The 18,217-nt window shown below is 70.3% G+C and carries 14 protein-coding genes; 4 read left to right on the plus strand and 10 right to left on the minus strand.

Translation table 11 applies throughout. From position 1 onward, the window contains the following. Positions 1–92 precede the first annotated feature (92 nt). Positions 93–1,292, plus strand: a complete 1,200-nt coding sequence (locus O2L01_RS02115) for a cation diffusion facilitator family transporter (RefSeq protein ID WP_344468915.1) — start codon at positions 93–95, stop codon at positions 1,290–1,292. A 444-nt stretch (positions 1,293–1,736) separates the two neighbouring features. On the opposite strand, the gene O2L01_RS02120 is transcribed toward O2L01_RS02115, so the two are convergent. Further along, positions 1,737–3,788 carry a cellulase family glycosylhydrolase gene (locus tag O2L01_RS02120; protein WP_270120005.1) on the minus strand — a complete coding sequence of 684 codons (2,052 nt, stop codon included), beginning with the start codon at positions 3,786–3,788 and terminating at the stop codon, positions 1,737–1,739. 244 nt (positions 3,789–4,032) lie between these two features. Between O2L01_RS02120 and O2L01_RS02125 the strand changes: the two genes are divergently transcribed. Next, entirely contained in the window at positions 4,033–5,682 is a 1,650-nt protein-coding gene (locus O2L01_RS02125) for a cellulase family glycosylhydrolase (RefSeq protein WP_270120008.1), read from the plus strand. Positions 5,683–5,740: 58 nt separating this feature from the next. On the opposite strand, the gene O2L01_RS02130 is transcribed toward O2L01_RS02125, so the two are convergent. From O2L01_RS02130 to O2L01_RS02140, 3 genes are all read right to left on the minus strand, one after another. After that, a complete protein-coding gene (locus tag O2L01_RS02130; RefSeq protein WP_270120011.1) occupies positions 5,741–6,400 on the minus strand; it encodes a hypothetical protein in 660 nt (219 codons plus the stop codon). A gap of 214 nt (positions 6,401–6,614) precedes the next feature. Further along, the gene (locus tag O2L01_RS02135) at positions 6,615–8,600 is read right to left on the minus strand and encodes a hypothetical protein (RefSeq protein WP_270120013.1); all 1,986 of its coding nucleotides are present in this window, start codon (positions 8,598–8,600) and stop codon (positions 6,615–6,617) included. A gap of 378 nt (positions 8,601–8,978) precedes the next feature. Next, the gene (locus O2L01_RS02140; protein WP_270120016.1) at positions 8,979–9,857 is read right to left on the minus strand and encodes an alpha/beta fold hydrolase; all 879 of its coding nucleotides are present in this window, start codon (positions 9,855–9,857) and stop codon (positions 8,979–8,981) included. A gap of 96 nt (positions 9,858–9,953) precedes the next feature. Between O2L01_RS02140 and O2L01_RS02145 the strand changes: the two genes are divergently transcribed. Next, complete coding sequence (locus O2L01_RS02145; RefSeq protein WP_344468917.1) at positions 9,954–11,906, plus strand: AfsR/SARP family transcriptional regulator; 1,953 nt, start codon at positions 9,954–9,956, stop codon at positions 11,904–11,906. Between the two features lie 201 nt (positions 11,907–12,107). Next, the gene (locus tag O2L01_RS02150; RefSeq protein ID WP_270120018.1) at positions 12,108–12,980 is read left to right on the plus strand and encodes an alpha/beta fold hydrolase; all 873 of its coding nucleotides are present in this window, start codon (positions 12,108–12,110) and stop codon (positions 12,978–12,980) included. 66 nt (positions 12,981–13,046) lie between these two features. On the opposite strand, the gene O2L01_RS02155 is transcribed toward O2L01_RS02150, so the two are convergent. The 6 genes from O2L01_RS02155 to O2L01_RS02180 form a co-directional block, all read right to left on the minus strand. Continuing rightward, positions 13,047–13,631, minus strand: a complete 585-nt coding sequence (locus O2L01_RS02155) for a maleylpyruvate isomerase family mycothiol-dependent enzyme (protein ID WP_344468919.1) — start codon at positions 13,629–13,631, stop codon at positions 13,047–13,049. Positions 13,632–13,635: 4 nt separating this feature from the next. Beyond that, positions 13,636–14,118, minus strand: a complete 483-nt coding sequence (locus tag O2L01_RS02160; RefSeq protein WP_270120021.1) for an SRPBCC domain-containing protein — start codon at positions 14,116–14,118, stop codon at positions 13,636–13,638. Continuing rightward, entirely contained in the window at positions 14,115–14,480 is a 366-nt protein-coding gene (locus O2L01_RS02165) for an ArsR/SmtB family transcription factor (protein WP_270120023.1), read from the minus strand. The genes O2L01_RS02160 and O2L01_RS02165 overlap by 4 nt, the downstream gene beginning before the upstream one ends. A 78-nt stretch (positions 14,481–14,558) precedes the next feature. Then, complete coding sequence (locus O2L01_RS02170) at positions 14,559–15,566, minus strand: LacI family DNA-binding transcriptional regulator (RefSeq protein WP_270120024.1); 1,008 nt, start codon at positions 15,564–15,566, stop codon at positions 14,559–14,561. 69 nt (positions 15,567–15,635) lie between these two features. Next, the gene (locus O2L01_RS02175) at positions 15,636–17,726 is read right to left on the minus strand and encodes a glycoside hydrolase family 36 protein (protein WP_270120025.1); all 2,091 of its coding nucleotides are present in this window, start codon (positions 17,724–17,726) and stop codon (positions 15,636–15,638) included. Between the two features lie 174 nt (positions 17,727–17,900). Then, positions 17,901–18,158, minus strand: coding sequence for a GlsB/YeaQ/YmgE family stress response membrane protein (locus O2L01_RS02180; RefSeq protein ID WP_270120027.1), 258 nt, complete (start codon positions 18,156–18,158; stop codon positions 17,901–17,903). Between the last annotated feature and the right edge of the window lie 59 nt (positions 18,159–18,217).

Consider the following 18,217-nt stretch of genomic DNA (forward strand, 5'->3'; position numbering starts at 1 on the left):
TGCCAAGGTTAGGCATCTGCGAGCGTTTTGCCTGGTAGATCGGCATATAATAAGGGGTTCGCGTTTGCACCTCTGAATCCAGGGAGACTCGCATGGCCGGTCACGACCGCCACCACCACGCCCACGGCGGCGACCACCAGCACGGCCACGAGCACGGCTCGGACGAAGGCCACCTCTCGCATGACGGTCGTGACCACGGCCCGCACGAGGGACACGGCCATGAGCACGGTCACGAGCACGTCCACGGCCCGCACGAAGGCCATGACCACGGCCATCACCACGACGGCCACGGGCACGACCACGGTCACGAGCACCGGGGCGGCGACCTGCTTCATCGGCTGAAGCACATGCTCGCGCCGCACTCGCACGACACCGCCGACAAGGTCGACAGCGCCCTGGAGGCGAGCCGCGACGGGCTTCGGGCGCTATGGATCTCCTTGGCGGCCTTGGGTGCGACCGCTGCGGCCCAGGCGGTTGTGGTCGCGTTCACCGGTTCGGTCGCGCTGCTGGGCGACACGCTCCACAACGTCGCCGACGCGCTGACGGCGATCCCGCTGGGCATCGCGTTCCTGCTCGCGCGGCGGGCGGCGACACGCCGCTACACGTACGGCTTCGGGCGGGCCGAGGATCTGGCGGGGATCGTGATCGTGCTGGTCATCGCCGCTTCGGCGGTGGCCGCCGGTGCGGCGGCGATCGACCGGCTGCGCCATCCGGCCGATGTGGACCACCTCTGGGCGGTCGCGGCGGCGGGCCTGATCGGGTTCTGCGGCAACGAACTCGTCGCGCAGTACCGCATCCGGGTCGGGCGGCGGATCGGCTCGGCGGCCCTGGTGGCCGACGGCCTCCATGCCCGCACCGACGGCTTCACGTCCCTGGCGGTCCTGCTCGGCGCGGGCGGGGTGGCGCTGGGCTGGACCTGGGCGGACCCGATCGTGGGGCTGGCGATCACGGTCGCGATCGCGTTGGTGCTCAAGGACGCCGCGCGCCAGATCTACCGGCGCCTGATGGACGCGGTGGACCCGGAGACGGTCGACAAAGTCGAGGCGGTCTTGGCCGAGACGACCGGTGTGAAGAGCGTCGGGACCTTGCGACTGCGTTGGGTCGGCCACCAGCTCCACGGTGAAATCGAGATCGCGGTGGACCCGTCGTTGACGGTGATTGAAGCTCACGCGATCGCGGTCGATGCCGAACATCGCCTCATCCACGCGGTCCCGCGCCTGGTGCGAGCGAGCATCCACACCGACCCGGCCGACCAGCCCGAAGCCCACCGAGTCCTGGCCCACCACAACTGATCTGGGCGGCCGCCCCACGGCTCCGCGGCTCGCCGCAGCGCATGGGGCCACTCGTGGCCGGCGGCGGCGAGTCGCGTCGTCAAGATCTCCCAGTCCTCCGGATCCGGCTCGCTCGCCTGCAATCCCGTGTCGAGATCGGTATCGACCGGCGATGACCAGATGCAACGCCGTGGTGCCGTCTTCCGCTTCGCCCTCGCCGCGGCGAAGCGCCAGCTGGGCGACGGCGTCATCATCGCCACCGGGGGCGGGATCTGATCATCCGCTGAAGCGGGGGGGGGGGGCCCCGGGGCCCCCCCCCCCGGCGGTGGGCGGCCCCACCCCCGGGGGCTGGGCCGCAGGGGCCGCGGGGGGGCCGGCGACAACAGCCCCCCGGGGGGGGGGATCTTATCACCCGCCCCCCGGGGGGGGGCCCCCCGGGCCCCCCGCCGCCTTTCAGTTCGCCGCCTAAGCGGAAGTGCCTGTCACAGTCGTACCGGTCTTGGTGACCGTGTAGTCGACCGTCCCGCCGCCCCAGAAGTGGAACGTGAGGATGACCGCCTCGCCTTCCCTGACCGCGTTGAAGAAGTCAGCGGTCAGGCCGATCGAGCCCGCAGGATAGTCGGGCCGGTAGGTCGCCCAGAACTCCTTGTAGGACGTCCAGTCGTGGGGCCCGGCAAAGGTGCCGTCGGCGTACTTGGCCTCCATCGTGGCGATCTGGTCGCCGTTGAACTCGGTCGGGATCGCGAAGGAGCTCGTGGCCCCGGACGCGTCCGAGAACTCCGGCGTGTCGTAGCTGATGATGTGGATCCGCCACGGCAGGCCGTCCGAGAAGCGCGCCTCGATCGTCGCGTTGGTCCCGTACTCCCGGTCGCCCGCGAGACGGGTCAGCGCGGCGGCGGTGAGGGTCAGCGTGTCACCGGTGACGGTGTAGTCGGCGCCCTCGGCCAGAGCCGTGTCTCCCTGCCACAGACCCTCGAACTCAAGGCCGTTGCGGTTCAGGGTGACCGACTCGTCCGCGATGGTCCCGGCCTTCTCGACGTAGATCGAGTCGAACGAGGCCGTGCCCGAACGCGTCGTCACGCCAGTGTCCATGTACGACTGCACGAGCGGGTCGCGCCATTCGAGGGTGTCGCGGTTGAGGTACGAGCCGGCGTCCCACAGCATCAAGGTCATCTGCTTGTCCCGGGCCTGGAACGTCATGCCCTCGAAGAACTTCAGGAGCTCCCCGTACTGCTGCGAGGGGACGATGGGGCGTGTCCAGTCGTAGCCGAGGACGCCCCACTCTCCGATGATGACCGGGATGCCGTCGGCGACGAAGGTGTCGTGCACGCGCTCGAAGGTGGAGGTGATTTCCTGCTCGACCTGCTCGCTGTAGGTGGTGCCCCCGGCGATGTTGACACTGAACGGCCAGGGCCCGTACATGTGGACGGTCGCGGCGACCATCGGGTCCTCAAGGGAGTCGATGGTGGCCTTGAGCGCGTCCAGTTGCGGCTGGTCCGCGCTGGTGACCAGCGTGGGCATCACCAGGAGCCGGTCCTCGTTGTTCCCGCCGGAACCGCGAACGATCTCATGGAAGGCGACGTTGAGCTCGTCGACCAGCACGTCCCCCGCTGCGGGTTCGGTGTCGGTGAACTGCGGCTCGTTGATGCTCTCGAAGGACAGCTCGGCCGGGTAGTCCTTGAACCGCTCGGCGATCTGGGTCCAGATCGCCTCGTACTTGGTGAGCACGCCGTCGTGGTCGGTAGGCATGGCGCTCATCCACATCCACGAGTCGTGGTGGATGTTGAGCAGCACCTGCAGGTCGTTCGCGAGGGCCATGTCGGCGACCTCGGCAACGCGGTCGAGCCAGGTCGGGTCGATCGTGTAGTCCGGTGCGGGGCCGAGGTTCTCGTCCCAGGTGACGGGCAGGCGAAGCGAGTTGTAGCCCTCGGCCTTGACGGTCTGGAGGAGCTCCTCGGTGATCAGCGGGTTGCCCCAGCCGGTCTCACCGCCCAGCGCGTCAAGGGTGTTGCCGACGTTCCAGCCCGGCTGCATGGCGGCGACCTGCTCCATGGCATTGGCCGGGCCTGGCGGCGGGGTCGTCGGCTCGCCCACGGAGCCGTCGCAGAGACGGCCGTTGAGGCGGAACTCGGTCGGATCGGTGTTCGCACCGGACCAGGAACCGGTGAACCCGAAAGAGGTCGCACCACCGGTCGCGAGCGCGGCGTTGTAGCCCAGGCTGGAGGCCTTGGCGGATGCGGATTCGCTCTTGTTCTCGGCGTTCCACATGTGGGTGACGCGCTGACCGCCCGCCCAGGTCCACTCGAGGTCCCAGCTGTTGACGGGCTCGCCGAGGTTGGTGACCTCGACGTTGGCGTTGAAGCCGCCGGCCCACTGGCCCGTGACCTTGTAGTCGACCTCGCAGCCTTGGGCCGCTTGGGCACTCACTGCTCCGATCAGTCCCGCGGTGAGGGCGGTGACTGCTGCTGCTGCGATCACGCCGAGGCGCAGTCGTCTTCTATGGATGGTGCTCTTCACGGCTCTCCTTGGGGGAAGGTGAATTCCGAGAGGGCGCGGCACTGGCCGCAGGAAGGGGGTCGATCCTGGTGCGCCACAAGAGTAAGTTTGACGACCAAACTTTGTCAATAGGACAATCTGCACTCTTCGATATCATCTCGACCGGTCGTCGCAGTCCGCGATTGACAAATACATTTAGAGGGATCAATATGTAGGGGTACATCTTTGGGAGCGGTCCCAATCCCTCGATCGTCAGGAGCTCGACATGTCCCCAGTGCCAAGACCCCAAGGGGCCCTGAGATCCCGGCGGGCGGCGATCGGTGCGGTCGCCGCCGCGGTCGCCCTCGTCGTCGCCAGTGGCCTCTTCTCCATCGCGCTCTCGGCGGCCCCGGCAAACGCCGAGACGCAGGGCACCGGCAGCGGCTTCCTCAGCACCGACGGCAGCCGCATCGTCGACGCCAGCGGCGCCGAAGTCCGGCTCACCGGCATCAACTGGTTCGGCATGGAGACCGACAACCACACCTTCCACGGCCTGTGGGCCAACGCGCCCGCGACCTGGAAGGGCCAGATCGACCGGATGGCCGAGCTCGGCTTCAACACCCTCCGGATTCCGTACACAGGGGACTCGCTGCGCCCGGATGCCAAGGCCACCAGCGTCAACGACTACTCGAACCCGGACCTGGCCGGCCTGTCGCCGTTGGAGATCCTCGACAAGGTGATCGAGCACGCCGGCGAGAAGGGCATGCGGGTCATCCTCGACCGGCACCGTCCGAGCGCCGCGGGCCAGACCGCGCTCTGGTACACCCCGCAGGTGTCCGAGCAGAGCATGATCGACGACTGGGTGATGCTGGCCGAACGCTACGCGGGCAACGACACCGTCATCGGCGCGGACCTGTTCAACGAGCCCCACGCCGAGGGCACGCTGCCCAACGCCACCGGTTCCTGCTGGGGCTGCGGCGTTCTCGCCCGGGACTGGCGACTCGCGGCCGAGCGGATCGGCAACGCGGTGCTGGCGGCGAACCCGGACTGGCTGATCCTCGTCGAAGGCGTGAGCACCATCCCCGGCGGCCTCACGAACCAGTGGGACAACGACCCGGCCACCGACACCGAAGGCACCTGGTGGGGCGGCAACCTCAGCGCCGCGGCCCAGTACCCGGTGCGGCTGAACGTGCCGCACAAGCTGGTCTACTCCGCGCACGACTACGCGATCTCGGTGTACGACCGGCAGGAGTGGTTCAAAGACCCCGACTTCCCGGCGAACCTCCCCGAGGTCTGGGACCACTTCTGGGGCTACCTCGACCGGCAGAACATCGCGCCGGTACTCGTGGGCGAGTTCGGCTCGACCCTCGCGAACCCCCTCGACAAGCAGTGGCTCGAAGCGCTGATGGACTACATGACCGACAACGGGATGTCGTTCACCTTCTGGGCGTGGAACCCGAACTCGGGCGACACCGGCGGCCTCGTGCAGAACGACTGGTGGACGGTCGAACAGGAGAAGTACAACATCCTCGAGCCGCACCTGAACCCGCCCGACGGGAGCGGCGGCTCGAACGGCACCCCGTCCTCCACGCCGCCGGTCACGCCGACCTCAACGCCCACAACGAATCCGCCGGGGGCGTGCACGGCGACGTACACGATCACCGGCGGATGGCCCGGCAACTTCCAAGCGGATGTCAAGGTGACCAACACCGGCACAACGGCCATGAGCAGTTGGAAGACCGGCTGGACCTACGCGGGCGACCAGAAGATCTTCAACTCGTGGAGCGCCACGGTCACCCAGTCCGCCAAGACGGTGACCGCCGTGAACACGAGCTCCAACGGGAGCCTCCAACCTGGACAGAGCGTCACCTTCGGCGTGCAGGGCACGGTTTCAGGCACGAACGCCGTGCCGACACCGATCACCTGCTCCGCCTGACCACGGCGAGGCGCGCCTTCCGCTTCGGGAGGCGCGCCTCGCCGCGTGCAACGAGACCTTACGCGTAGTCCATGAACCGGTCGAGCGCTCGGCTCGCGGCGGCGTCGGCGATGGCGGCTGCCGTCTCCCGCCGCCCGGCTCCGGGCGCGTAGACGACGGACACGCTGATCATGACGCGCTCGTATCCGACCTCGGCGCCATAGGTCTCCCAAGCGTCGCCTGGATAGACCGAGCTGAACCCGGTCATGCTGCCCATGCTGAGGTCCGCGACGGTCCACGCGGGGTCCTCTTCGAACCGCTCGCGGCGGGGTACGAGGGCGTCGGCGGCGTAGCCCTCGTCAGAGCCCGCGGCGATCCCGATGTCCAGTTTCTGCCCGGCCGGCGTCTCGAAATGGCAGTACAGGGCCTTCGTGTCCTCGTCGGGGTAGGCGCTCGAGCTTGCGAGCTCCCCGCTGCCGCCCGCGAAGGCGTCGAACGTGGTGAGATCGAAGTCCTCGCAGGTCTGCTTCGAGAAGTCGGCCGCGACGTCCGGCGGGGGTCCGGTCGTGGCGTCGTCGGACTCACCCGCGGTGAAGAAGTCGTTGAGCCGGTTGTGGATCCAGATGAACTCGATGGCGGCGAACAGGAGCAGGGCTGCGCTGGTGACGGCCACGAGGCCGATGAGCAGCTTGGCCCACAAGGGGATCGATTGCGGCGCGGGCGGAGGCGGATTCGACATGCGGTCGCTCCCGGTTCAGGGCGTTCGGGGACGAGCGTGACGATATACGGACCGTGCAAGACCGGCGCGCGACTCGGTGAGGGACGGCGGGAACGTTGATCGCGGAGCGCCGCCGACGCGGCCGTATCGGCGTTCCCGAACGACCGGATCGACTGGTCGCCCTGGCGGCCGAAGGCGAGCCGGGACCGGCGCAGTCCCGGCTCGACTTGTGTCCCTACCGGAGTCCGTAGGAGCGGATCGTCGTGTGGGTGACCTCTGTGCCCGCGTCGTCCACGGCGGTCATGCGCACCGAGACGTACTCGGCGTCGTCCGGGTGCTCGATCGTGGCGGTGGCGGTGTTGCCTTCACGGTCGATCGCGACGGCCTCCCAGGTCTTACCGTCGTCGAACGAGACCTCCAACGTCATCTCCTCCGCGGTGACCTTCGGAGCGTCCTCGTCGACCACCAGGTCGAGCGTCACGTCCAGATCGTCCCCGCACTCGGCGAAACCGCCTTCGACGCCTTCGGCGCGCATGAGCACGACGGGAAGGGCCAGCGCCGCGCCGCCCTCGACCGCTTCGGCGGGGTCGAGGTCGAAGTTCCAGGTCTGCGTCGCGGCCGTGCCGACCAGCGCGGTGTCAGTGCTCTTGGTCGAGTCGACCTCGAGCGTGTACCGGCCCTCATCGAAGCCGGTGAAGTCGAACTCGTAGCCGCCCCACGGGTCGATGCCCTCGAGCACGCCGACCTTCTGGTCGTCGGTGCTCAGGACGGCGCGGGCGCTGTGGCCGACGAGCGTCAGGTCTTCGGCATTGCCGCTGTAGGCGGGCCTGGTGGCCGCGTACAGGTACGGAGTGCCCTCATAGGAGTAGAGGATCGAGCGGGCGGGGCCGGCCGCGAACGGGCCGTGCGCGACAGTGCGCTCGGCCTCGCCGGGCTCCAGCGAGCCCAGGTCCTTCGCGTCGTAGAAGCCGTCGACCAGTTGGACGTCATCGACGTACACGCCGGCCTCCTGGAAGCCGGTCCACTCGATCGCGTTGTCGGCGGTGTAGTAGACCGTCCGCGCCGAGGGGAAGGCCGTCGGCATCATGGCGCACAGGCCCGGTCCGAGCTGCGGGTCGGTGTCGCCGTAGTCGCACGTGAAGCCTTGGAGGTCGACGCCGAGCGAGTTGAACGTCGTCTCCTCGGCGGCCAGGTCGTCTTCGGAGGGCTTGAACTCGCCTTCGTCGGGGAACGAGCCGTTCTCGTGGAAGACGAGGTTGTACTGGTACGGGTCCGCGGCGTCGTCGGGACTGGTGAGCACTGCCTGGTAGATGAACCCGAGTTCGTGTCCCGGCAGGTCCGGTTCCGGCATCACGTACACGTCGTCGTTCGCGCCGATGAAGTCGCCGGTGCCGATCGAGTTCTCCTTGCCGGAGGCGTTGAGGGAGAGGATGCCGCGGTTGAACGCGGCGTCGTCCTGTTCGACCTCGATGGTCAGCGGTATCGCCGCCGCGGCGTCGATGTCGAGCGCGGCGGGTTCCTTGCCCACGGTCACCGTGCTGAGTCCGGCGACGACCTCGCCGCGTTCGGTGTCCGTGGCCTCGTTCCACATCGAGTGCTGCAGGGCGTATTCCCCGGGCTCGAGTTCGACGGTGCCGACGCCGTTCTCGTCGAATTCGAGTCGGTCCCAGTGCTCGGGGTCCTTCAGGTCGATCCAAATGACCCAGTCGTTCTGCGGTGCTTTGCCGGAGCGGTCTTTGAGGGTGACGGTGAGCGTCTGCGTCTCCTGCCGCGCGCCGTCTGGTGCGGCAGGGGCCGGGGGGAGGCCGGCGAAGGAGTCGAGTTCGGACTCCGGGACGGCGGCGGCGTCGCGGTGGCCCGCAGCGGCGAGCGCCGTGATGTTGTACCGGCGCGGGTCCTCTTGTCCCGCTTCGATCTCGTCGACCATGTCGCGCGGGATGACCAGCCGCTCATTGCCGGCTCCGGGCTCATACATCGAGACGAACCCGATGTCCTCGCGGCCGGGGGCCGGGTTCACGCCCATCGTGCCGTCGCCGAAGACGGTCACGGCGTCCCCAGTGGGGAGCACGACGGTCGGGGTCGTGATGCCGGCCTCATCGGCCGCGGTGCTGGGCGTGGGCGTCGTGTTCGTCTCGGCGTTGGCGATCAGCCCGCCGGTGACGACTGCGACGGCGACCGCAGTCGCCGTCACCGCCGCCCCGATGGCGTGTCGTTTCCGCATCTTGACTCCTCTTGGCTCGCATGCCGTGGATCGAATGACCCACTCGACTTGGGAGACGCGACCGAGGAACATCACAGTTGCATATCGATGACGTAATGCCGTTGTCTCAGAACGTGATCGAGAGGCGCGTCCGGTTCGCGGGTGACCGGCACGCCGAAGCGGGCGGGAGAAGGCACGGCCCGCTTGTGCTGCGCGTGCCTCGAACAGCGTTGCATTGCAAGACGGAGGGGCGCACCGGGTCTTCCGGCGCGCCTTGCCGTTCCGGTCCCGGCGGGACGCTGAAGGGGGGGGGGGGGCCGGGGGGGGGGCCCCCCCGGGTTGGGGGGGGGCGGAGGGGGGGCCCCCGGGCGTGTCGATCATGGCCGGGTCCTCCTCGTGCTAGCGCACTATGAGGTCCCGCAGGGCCTTGCCGACCATGGCCGGGTCCTCCTCGGCCATGAAGTGGCCCGCATTCGTGAGCCGGTGGTCGAGGTCGGGGGCCCAGGCCCGCCAGACCGCGGCGGCGTCGTAGCCGAGGGCGGCACCCCAGTCCTGCTGAACGACCGTGACCGGCATCCGCAGCCGCACGCCGTTCGCCCGGTCGGCCTTGTCGTGCTCGATGTCGATGCCCGCCGTTGCCCGGCAGTCGGCGACGATCGAGGCCACGGCCTCGCGCGAGGCCCGCAGGTACTCCGCGCGCACCGGGCCCGGGATGGCCGCCGCGTCCTTCGTCCAGGCGTCGAGGAAGAACCCGAAGAACTCGTCCGCGCTCGCAGCGATCATCCGCTCGGGCAGCCCGGGCGGCTGGGCCATCAGGTAGAGGTGGAACGCCACCGCCGCGTCGGCCCCGTGCAGGACCGCCCACGTGTCGAGCGTCGGCAACACGTCCAGGATCGCCAGATGCGAGACCCTGTCCGGGTGGTCGAGCCCCGCGCGGACCCCGACGAGCGCGCCGCGGTCGTGCCCGGCCAGCGCGAAGCGGCTGTGGCCGAGGCGTTCGGCGAGAGCCACGATGTCAGCGGCCATGGTGCGCTTGGAGTACGTGTCGGGTCCGCTCGCGGCGGGCTTGTCGCTCGCGCCGTAGCCGCGCAGGTCCGGGACGATCACGGTGTGGTCGGCGGCGAGGTCGGCCGCGACGTGGCGCCACATGAGGTGGGTCTGCGGGAAGCCGTGCAGGAGGACGATCGGGTCGCCCTCGCCGCCGACGGCGGTGTTGAGCGCGATGTCGCCGTCGACGGTGATCCGCTGGTAGTCGAAGCCCGGTATCGCGAGGTTCATGGCCGCTCCTTCTGGTTCGGTGGGTCTCGTCGAGTCTGCGAGTCGCCGATGAGCGTTGGATGAGCGCGATAGTTTGGCACGGGATTGGAGGTGCGCTTGCGCGTGCGAATCGGGGTGCTCGGACCGGTGCTGGCCTGGGACGATGCCGGGTCTGAGCTGGATCTCAGGGGGCCGCGGCACCGGGCGGTGCTGGCGCGGCTGGTGGTCGCGCGCGGGCGGGTCGTGCCGGTGGACCGGCTCGTGGACGACCTGTGGGCGGAGCCGCCCGCGGGTGCGGTGGGCGCGGTGCGCACGTTCGTGGCGGCCCTGCGGCGGGCGCTTGAGCCGGAACGGCGGCCGCGTTCGGCCGCGCGGGTGCTGGTGACCGAGGGCCCGGGGTATGCGCTGCGGGTCGGGCCGGAGGCGGTGGACGCGTGGCGGTTCGAGGCCGCGGTGGGCGAGGCGGCCTCGGTGTCGGCGCATCGGGCGCTGGCGCTTCTCGATGGGGCCCTTGGGGAGTGGCGGGGTCCGGCGTTCGCGGACTTCGACGAGGCTTGGGCGGGCGCGGAGCGTTCGCGGCTGGAGCAGTTGCGGCTGGACGCGGTCGAGCGGCGGGCCGAGGCGCTGCTGGAGCTGGGGCGGCCGGGTGAGGCGGTGCCGGACCTGGACGCGCTGGTGGCCGAGCATCCGTGGCGGGAGGAGGCGTGGCGGCTGCTCGCATTGGGCCTGTACCGGTCCGGGCGGCAGGCCGACGCGCTCGCGGTGCTGCGGCGGGCGCGGTCGCTGCTGGACGAGCGGCACGGCGTGGAACCGAACGTGCGATTGCGGCGGCTGGAGACGGACCTGCTGCGTCAGGCCGATCCTGGTGTCGAAGGCGCCGAACGGGTTTGGGCCGCGACGGCGGCGGCGTACGACCAGAGCGTGGGGCCGCAGTCCGCGGAGCGCTTGGAGTCGACGGTCGGGCTGCTGCGCAGCCTCGCGCTGACGGGCGGCGCGGGTCTCGGGACGGCGCAGGAGCAGCGGGCTGCGACCGTGGCAGCGGCCGAGCGGCTGGACGACCCGGAGCTCGCTGCCCGGGTGATCGGCGGGTACGACGTGCCCGCGATCTGGACGCGTTCGGACGATCCGGCGCGGTCGGCGCGGATCGTGGCGGCGGCCGAACATGCGTTGGCGCGGTTGGGTGCCGACGCGCACGAGGTCGACCGGGCCCGGCTGCTGTCGGTGATCGCGGTCGAATCGCGGGGCGCGAGGGGTCCGCGTCCGGCGGAGGCTGCGGCCGAGGCGGAGCGGTTGGCGCGCGGGCTGGGCGATCCGGCGCTGCTGGCGTTCGCGCTCAACGGGGTCTTCATGCAGTCGTTCGGGCGGGCGGGACTCGCGTCGGAACGCGATCGGGTCGGGGCCGAGCTGGTGGAGGTCGCGACGCGGCATCGCTTGCCCGCGTATGGGATTCTCGGGCATCTGGTGCGAATGCAGGCACGGAGTGCGTTGGGGGACTTCGCGGGTGCGGACGAGCACGCGGCGGCCGCGGACGCGCTGGCCGAGCGGCATGAGCGGCCGCTGACGGGGGTGTTCACGGACTGGTACCGGGCCATGCGGTCGGCGGTGCACGGCACGCCGATCGAGGTGGTGGAGGCGGCGTACGTGGCTGCGGATGCGCGGTTGGAGGGGGCGGGGATGCCCGGGGTGCGGCGGGGCTTGCTGCCGTTGGCGTTGCTGTGTCTGCGGTTGGAGCGCGGGGCGGCGGTGCGGTTCGAGGGCGACATTGATTGGGGCCCTTACCGGCCGTGGGTGCAGCCGGTGCTGTTTGTGGAGACCGGTCGAGTGTCCGAAGCGGCGGCGGCGTTGCGGGGTGCGCCTGAGCCTCCGGGTGACTTGATGATGGAAGCGATGTGGGCGCTCACGGGCCGGGCCGCGGTTGCGCTGGGCGACAAAGCGATGCAGGCGAAGGTCGAGGAGGCGCTCCGCCCGGCGGCGGGCGAGCTGGCCGGGGCGGGGAGCGGGATGGTGAGCCTCGGGCCGGTGGCAGAGGTTCTTGAGAGGCTTGCCGAGTCAGGGGAGGCGATTCGCTGACCGGGGCCAGCGCGGTAGATCACCGGAGTCAGGGCCGCTTCGGCAGAGTGGGGCCGGCCGAGCCTCGCAACCGCGACGGGTTTAGGCGGGCCCCGACCCGGTAAGCCCTGGTGGGCCGGGTCCGCCGGCGCCCGCCGAGACGTGAAGGAGACGGCCATCGAAACCGGACGAACCGCCCCGAACGGGCTGGCGGACAGCAGTGTGCGGCATCAGCGCCTCGACCTGGGCGACCTGGAGATCTTCTACCGGGAGGCCGGGCCGCCGGACGCCCCGGTCGTCCTCCTCCCCCACGGCTACCCGTGCTCCTCGTACCAGTACCGCAACCTGATGCCCGCCTTGGCCGACCGGTGGCGCACGGTCGCGCCCGACTTCCCCGGGTTCGGCTACAGCGGCACGCCGGCACTCGAACAGTGCACCTTCGACGGTTACGCCGAGTTCCTGCTGCGGTTCGCGGATCGGCTCGGCCTCGATCGGTACGCGCTCTACCTGCACGACTACGGCTCCCAGATCGGGCTGCGCGCCGCGATCGCCGAGCCGCAGCGGGTCGCCGCGCTCATCATCCAGAACGGGGACGTCTACGAGGACGCGCTCGGGCCGAAATACCAAGGGCTGCGCGAATACTGGGAGCGCCCGACGCCGGGGGGCCGCGCCGCGCTGGAAGACGCGGTGAGCGAGGCGGGCTTCCGGGAGGAGTTCCTGAACGACGTGCGGAAGGAACTCACGGAACTGATACCACCCGACCTCTGGACCCTCGCCTGGACGCAACTGCGCACTCCAGAGCGGCGGGCGATCATGGTCGGCCTCATGGAAGGGCTGCGCGACAACCTCGAATGGTTCCCGCGTTACCAGGCCTACCTCCGCGAACACCGGCCGCCGACGCTGATCGCCTGGGGCCCGCAGGACGGCTACATGCCCGAGGCCTCGGCGCGTGCGTACCTCCGCGACCTCCCCGACGCCGAGTTCCATCTCCTCGACGGCGGCCACTGGGCGCTGGAGACGAACCTCGACGAGATCGCCGCGCTCATCCGCGACTTCCTCACCCGCAAGGGCCTCAACGCGATCCCGCCCGCCTGACCGCCACCGCTCCGACGGGCCCCGCCGCCCGGCCGGCAGCGGCCACGGTCGCTCCCCGCCTGCTGGTCAGCCCTCGGGCCGCCACGCGGGATCGCGGCCGATGAAGGCCGCGAACCGGTCCTGTGCGGAGGCGTCGGCGGCGACCGGCACGGCCGGGCCGAACTGGCCGCTGTCGCGGAGTATCCGCTCGATCGGCGCCATCGCCTCAACTGCGGCGCGGCAGCGTTCCTCGCCGAGGTCGGGTACGCGGCCGAGAGCCTTCGCGAGGTCCCAGGAGTGCGCCCAGATGTCCACGGTGTAGAACTGGTCGATCGCCTCGTCCACGGGCTTGTCGCCGGTGTTGGGGTTGCTGAGGACGCGCCCGGCGGGATCATCCACGATCGCTTGAACGTCGGCGACGTGGCGTTTCCAGGCGGCGGCCGGGTCGGTGTCGATGTCGAGCGGGTCGAGTTCGACGCCGGCGCCTTTGAGGAAGTCGCGGGGCCATTCGATGAGGTGCTTGACGACGTCGAGCGCGGTCCAGGCCGGGACCGGGCTCGGCCGCGACCAGTCGCGCGCGCTCGCGGACTCGACCAGGGCGGTGAAGCGGGCGGCGTCGCGGGCGTGCCGCCCGGCGGGGTCGTCAAGCACGTGCGTTTCGTTCTCCCCCATCGCGTTACGCCGCTTCCCGCGTCGCGAGCAGTTCGTCCAGTTTCTGGTAGCCCTCGACGACACCGATGTCCATGCTCTTGAGCATGTCGTCGCGGGTCTCGAAGTCCTGGACCAGGCTCAGCGATCGCAGCCGGGTGCGGCCGCCTTCGAGCGGTTCGAAGGTCATCGTCTCGAGGTAGACGTCGTCGGGCGCCCCCTCGTAGGTGAAGGTCCAGACGATCCGCTCGTTCTCGCGGACTTCATGGAAGCTCCCAAAGAACGCGAAGGAGCCGCCGTCGCTCTCGCCGGTGAAGGCCCATTCGCCGCCCGTGCGGGCGTCCCAGCGGGTGATCCTCGTATCGGCGGAACGCGGCCCGGTCCACTGGGCGTACAGGTCGGGATCGACGTGGGCCTGGAACACCCGGTCGGGCGTCGCGTCGAACTCGCGGACGATCTCGATCGTCGGAACCTTGTCGTCCGCGGCGATCTCGGTTTCGTGCTTGGTCATGATGCCTGCTCCTTGTCGGGTCGCCGGTCCTCGTCGTCCCCGGCCGCGCGGGCCAGGAGGTCGTCGAGGCGGCGGTAGCGTGCTTCGACTTCGCGGCGGTACCGCTCGATCCATCCGGTCATGAGGTCCAATGCCTCCGCGTTCAGGTGGACGGGCCGCCGCTGGGCGTCTCTGCTGCGGGTCACGAGTCCGGCTTCTTCGAGCACTTTGACGTGCTTGGAGATCGCCTGGAAGCTCACGTCGTAGGGCTCGGCGAGTTCGCCCACCGTGGCGTCCGCGACGGCCAGGCGCGCGACGAGGTCGCGGCGGGTCGGGTCGGCGAGTGCGGCGAAGGCCCGGTCGAGCAGTTGCGTGTCGCCCACGAATCGTCCTCAACTAGTTGGTTGAATACAACGATAGACCGCGGCCGGATCGTTGTCAACCGATTGGTTGAAGAAGGGTCAGCGCCCGGGTGCGGCGGTGCTCGCGCGGTAGACGATCTTCGGGCGCTCCGACGAGTAGCGGCCGGCGCCTTCGTCGTTCATCGACTCGAGGAGCAGTTGGAAGCCGCGGGTGCCGAGGGCGGCGAAGTCCTGCGCGACTGTCGTGAGCGGCGGGCTCCAGAGTTCGGCCAACGGGTGGTCGTCGAAGCCGGCGACCGAGATGTCCTCGGGGACGCGGCGTCCCGCTTCGACGATGCCGCGCATGACGCCCATGGCGATCTCGTCGTTGCCGCAGAACACGGCCGTCACTTCGGGGTCGGCGGCCAGCGCGCGGCCGATCGGGACGCCGCTCAGCGGCTCCCAGGTGGCGTCGTGGACGGGCGGGACCGGGGCGTCGGCCTTGCGGAGCGCGCGTCTCCAGCCGCTGGTGCGGCCGTCGACGCGGCGCGAGGGCGGGACGCGGACGTGGTGGACGGTGCGGTGGCCGAGGCCGAGGAGGTATTCGGTGAGCTCTTCGGCGGCGGCCGCCTCGTCCAGGACCGCTTGGGGCACACCGGTTTCGCGGGTGCCCGAGAGCGCGACGCGGGGCACGTCCGCGCCCAGCTTGCGGAGCGCGGCGGCCCCGGGCGGGTCGAACTTGAGGACGACGATCCCGGCGAGGGTCTGCGTCTGGACCGCGGACACCGCGCGGTCCACCTCCTCGTCGTCGGCGCTCTCGACGACGGCGATCATGACGGTGTAGCCCTCGGCGCGGGCCGCGATCTCGATGCCGCGGATGGTCTCCGCATAGCCGTACCGCGAGGTGTTGCCCGCGATGACGGCGATCGTCCGGGACTTGCGCGAGACGAGGACGCGGGCGGCGGCGCTCGGCCGGTAGTTGAGCTCCGCGATGGCGGCCTCGACGAGCGCGCGCTTCGCCGGGCTCACCTTCACGGCGCCGGTGAGCACGCGGGAGACCGTCGGGACCGAGACGCCCGCCAGTTCGGCGACGTCCGAGATCGTCGGGTTCCTCCCCGCCTTGCCCACCGCTCTCCTCAACTACTCGGCCGCGCTGCTCGCGCTCATCATCGCATCGCTCCCTTGCGGAGTGAGGGCTCAGTACCGCAGTCGCAGGGTTCGGGCGGCGGTCTCGGCGTCCCCGGCCTGCACGGTGAGGGTGCCGGTCTGCTTGTCCCAGTCGGTCTTCCATTCGGGGAGGCCGGTCGGGAAGACGGTGGTGACGGTGAGGTCGCGGCCGGCGAGGTGCGGGAGGCGGAGTTCGGTGGAGGCGGGTTCGCCTCGGCGCCATACGGAGAGGAGGTCGTCGCTCGGGCCGCGGAGGCCGAGGGCGACCCAGGGCTGGGTCCAGTCGGGGAGTCCGTTGGGCCAGTAGGGGTGACCGGAGGCGATGTCGCCGCGGAGGGTCTTGGCGGTGGCGACGGCTTCGGCGACGGTGGCGCGCTGCTCGGGCGTCATGCGGTTGAGGTGGCCGGAGACGTAGAAGCGGCCGAGGAGGCCGGTGACGAGGCAGAACGCGACTTCCTCGGCGTTCATCTCGGGTTGGGGGTAGGCCCAACTCGCGGCCTGCTCGGGCAGGAGCGAGATCGGCGCGGCGGCGGCGATCGGCGGGTACTTCGTGAACTCCTGCTGGTCCGAAGTGGACTGCATGGCGAGGCGGGAGAGGACGGCGAAGTCCATGCGCATCGCGCCGGAGGAGCAGTTCTCGATCACGAGGCCGGGGTGGCGGTCGAGGACGCCGTCGAGCCAGGCGAGGTGGGCGCGGTTGTGGCCGAGGAGGCCGTCGCCCACGCTGTCCGCGTCAAGGTCCGTGCCCGGGCCGGGGTTGACGTTGTAGTCGAACTTGAAGAAGCCGACGCCGAAGTCGTTCACGAGGCGGTCGACGACGCCGTCGAGGTGGGCGATCGCGGCCGGGTGGCGCAGGTCGAGGTGGTAGCGGTGGTGCTCGACGAGGCGCTGGCCGTGGCGCTGGAGGAACGCCTCGTCCGGGAGCTTGTGGGCCATGGGGCTGAGGACCCCGACGACCTCGGGTTCGACCCAGAGGCCGGGGACCATGCCGGCGTCGCGGATGGCGTCGATGACTTCACCGAGGCCGCCGGGGAAGCGGGTGGTGGAGGGCTGCCACTCCCCCACGCTGGGCCACCAGTCGCCGCCGTCGTCGTACCAGCCGGCGTCGATGCAGAAGATCTCGGCGCCCACTTCGGCGGCGGTCGTGATGAGCGGCAGGAGTTTCTCGGTGGTGGGGTCGCCGAGGAGGGTGTTCATGTAGTCGTTGAAGACGACGGGCATCGCGGCGTTGTCGGGGTGGGGGCGGCGCGCGGCGCGGCGGAAGTCGGTGAGGGCCGCGATCGCCTCGGTGAAGTCGCGCCCCAGGGCAACTGTGGCGGGGACGCTGGCGAAGGCCTCGCCGGGGCGCAGGACGCGGGTCCAGGACGAGTCCATGTCGGTCGGGCCGGAGAGGGCGAAGTAGCCGCCGTGGAGGTCTTCGCCGAGCTCCCAGCGCCAGGCGCCGTTGTGCTCGATCTGCCAGGCGAAGGCGAGATCGTCGGCCTCGAGGCCCGCCACGGGCAGGTGGCGGCCGGTGGACCAGGTGCCGTCCGAGGTGATCGAGTAGTAGCCGCGCGGGTCGTGAGTGCTGTGGGCGAACTGGGTCGAGAGGCGCGGGAAGTCGATGCCGCGCAAGGGAGTGCGGGACCAGCGGCCTTCGCCGAACCAGTCGCTCACGCCTTGGACGCGGTGCCAGCCGGCGAGGTTGTCCTCGTCGACGGTGCCGGGCCGGGTGAACCCGGCGTTCCAGGAGGCGACGGAGCGGAGGACGAGGGTCTGGTCCTCGGTGGCGCGCACTTCGACGCGGGAGCGGACCGCTGATTCGGCGGCGTCGAAGAGCTCCAGGGTGATGACGGCTTCGACGCCGGGCGCGGTCTGGCGGATCGCGAGCGTGCGCACGGCGCCGTCGCGGGCCTCGGTGTGGGAGGCGTAGCGGAGGGCCAGGCCGAGCTGGGTGTGCGAGATGCGGTCCGCGCCAGGGCTGTTGCCGGTCCCGGCGGTCGTGATCTCGACGAGGGGCACGGCGTGGACCGGGATCGCGGTCCCGCCGCGGGTGAGGCCGACGACGCGCACCGGCGAGTCGGCGTCCCACGCGAATGCGAACTCGAGACGTCCACTGCCCCAGGAGAACTGTTCGGCCACGATAACCCTTTTCCGTGCGTCGGGAGCGCGGCGGCGAGGCAGCCGCGATGTCGTCAACGGTCCGAACCCTAACCCAATCCTGAAATCGATTTCAAGTCACCTCTCGACATTGCCGCATCGCCCGGCACAACGAAAGGCCCCGCACGCGGACGCGTGCGGGGCCCTCTGCGCGGGTCAAGCGGACTTCCTGCGTCCCACCAGGGTCTCGGCCACGCCGACGAGGAGGACCGAGACGATCACGGCCACGATGAAGCCGATGACGTTCAGCTCGAAGATGTCGCCCGTGCCGAGCAGGTTCGCGATCGTCCCGCCGATCACCGAACCGACCAGGCCGAGCAGGAGGGTGGCGAAGATGCCGAGGTTCTGCTTGCCGGGCTTGATGAGGCGCGCGAGCGCGCCGATGATGAGCCCTGCGACGATGAATCCGATCATGGTGAGCCTCCGATGCCGATTGCTCCTTCCATCATGGCCGAAGCCGCCGCCGAACGGCC

Source organism: Glycomyces lechevalierae (genome assembly GCF_027622945.1).
GTDB lineage: Bacteria > Actinomycetota > Actinomycetes > Mycobacteriales > Micromonosporaceae > Glycomyces > Glycomyces rutgersensis.

Excerpts from the sequence above, each read along its gene's own strand:
- O2L01_RS02155 (WP_344468919.1), bottom strand. The coding sequence starts at position 13,631 with ATGGGGGAGAACGAAACGCACGTGCTTGACGACCCCGCCGGGCGGCAC.
- O2L01_RS02135 (WP_270120013.1), bottom strand. The coding sequence starts at position 8,600 with ATGCGGAAACGACACGCCATCGGGGCGGCGGTGACGGCGACTGCGGTC.
- O2L01_RS02115 (WP_344468915.1), top strand. The coding sequence starts at position 93 with ATGGCCGGTCACGACCGCCACCACCACGCCCACGGCGGCGACCACCAG.
- O2L01_RS02130 (WP_270120011.1), bottom strand. The coding sequence starts at position 6,400 with ATGTCGAATCCGCCTCCGCCCGCGCCGCAATCGATCCCCTTGTGGGCC.
- O2L01_RS02125 (WP_270120008.1), top strand. The coding sequence starts at position 4,033 with ATGTCCCCAGTGCCAAGACCCCAAGGGGCCCTGAGATCCCGGCGGGCG.
- O2L01_RS02160 (WP_270120021.1), bottom strand. The coding sequence starts at position 14,118 with ATGACCAAGCACGAAACCGAGATCGCCGCGGACGACAAGGTTCCGACG.
- O2L01_RS02180 (WP_270120027.1), bottom strand. The coding sequence starts at position 18,158 with ATGATCGGATTCATCGTCGCAGGGCTCATCATCGGCGCGCTCGCGCGC.
- O2L01_RS02140 (WP_270120016.1), bottom strand. The coding sequence starts at position 9,857 with ATGAACCTCGCGATACCGGGCTTCGACTACCAGCGGATCACCGTCGAC.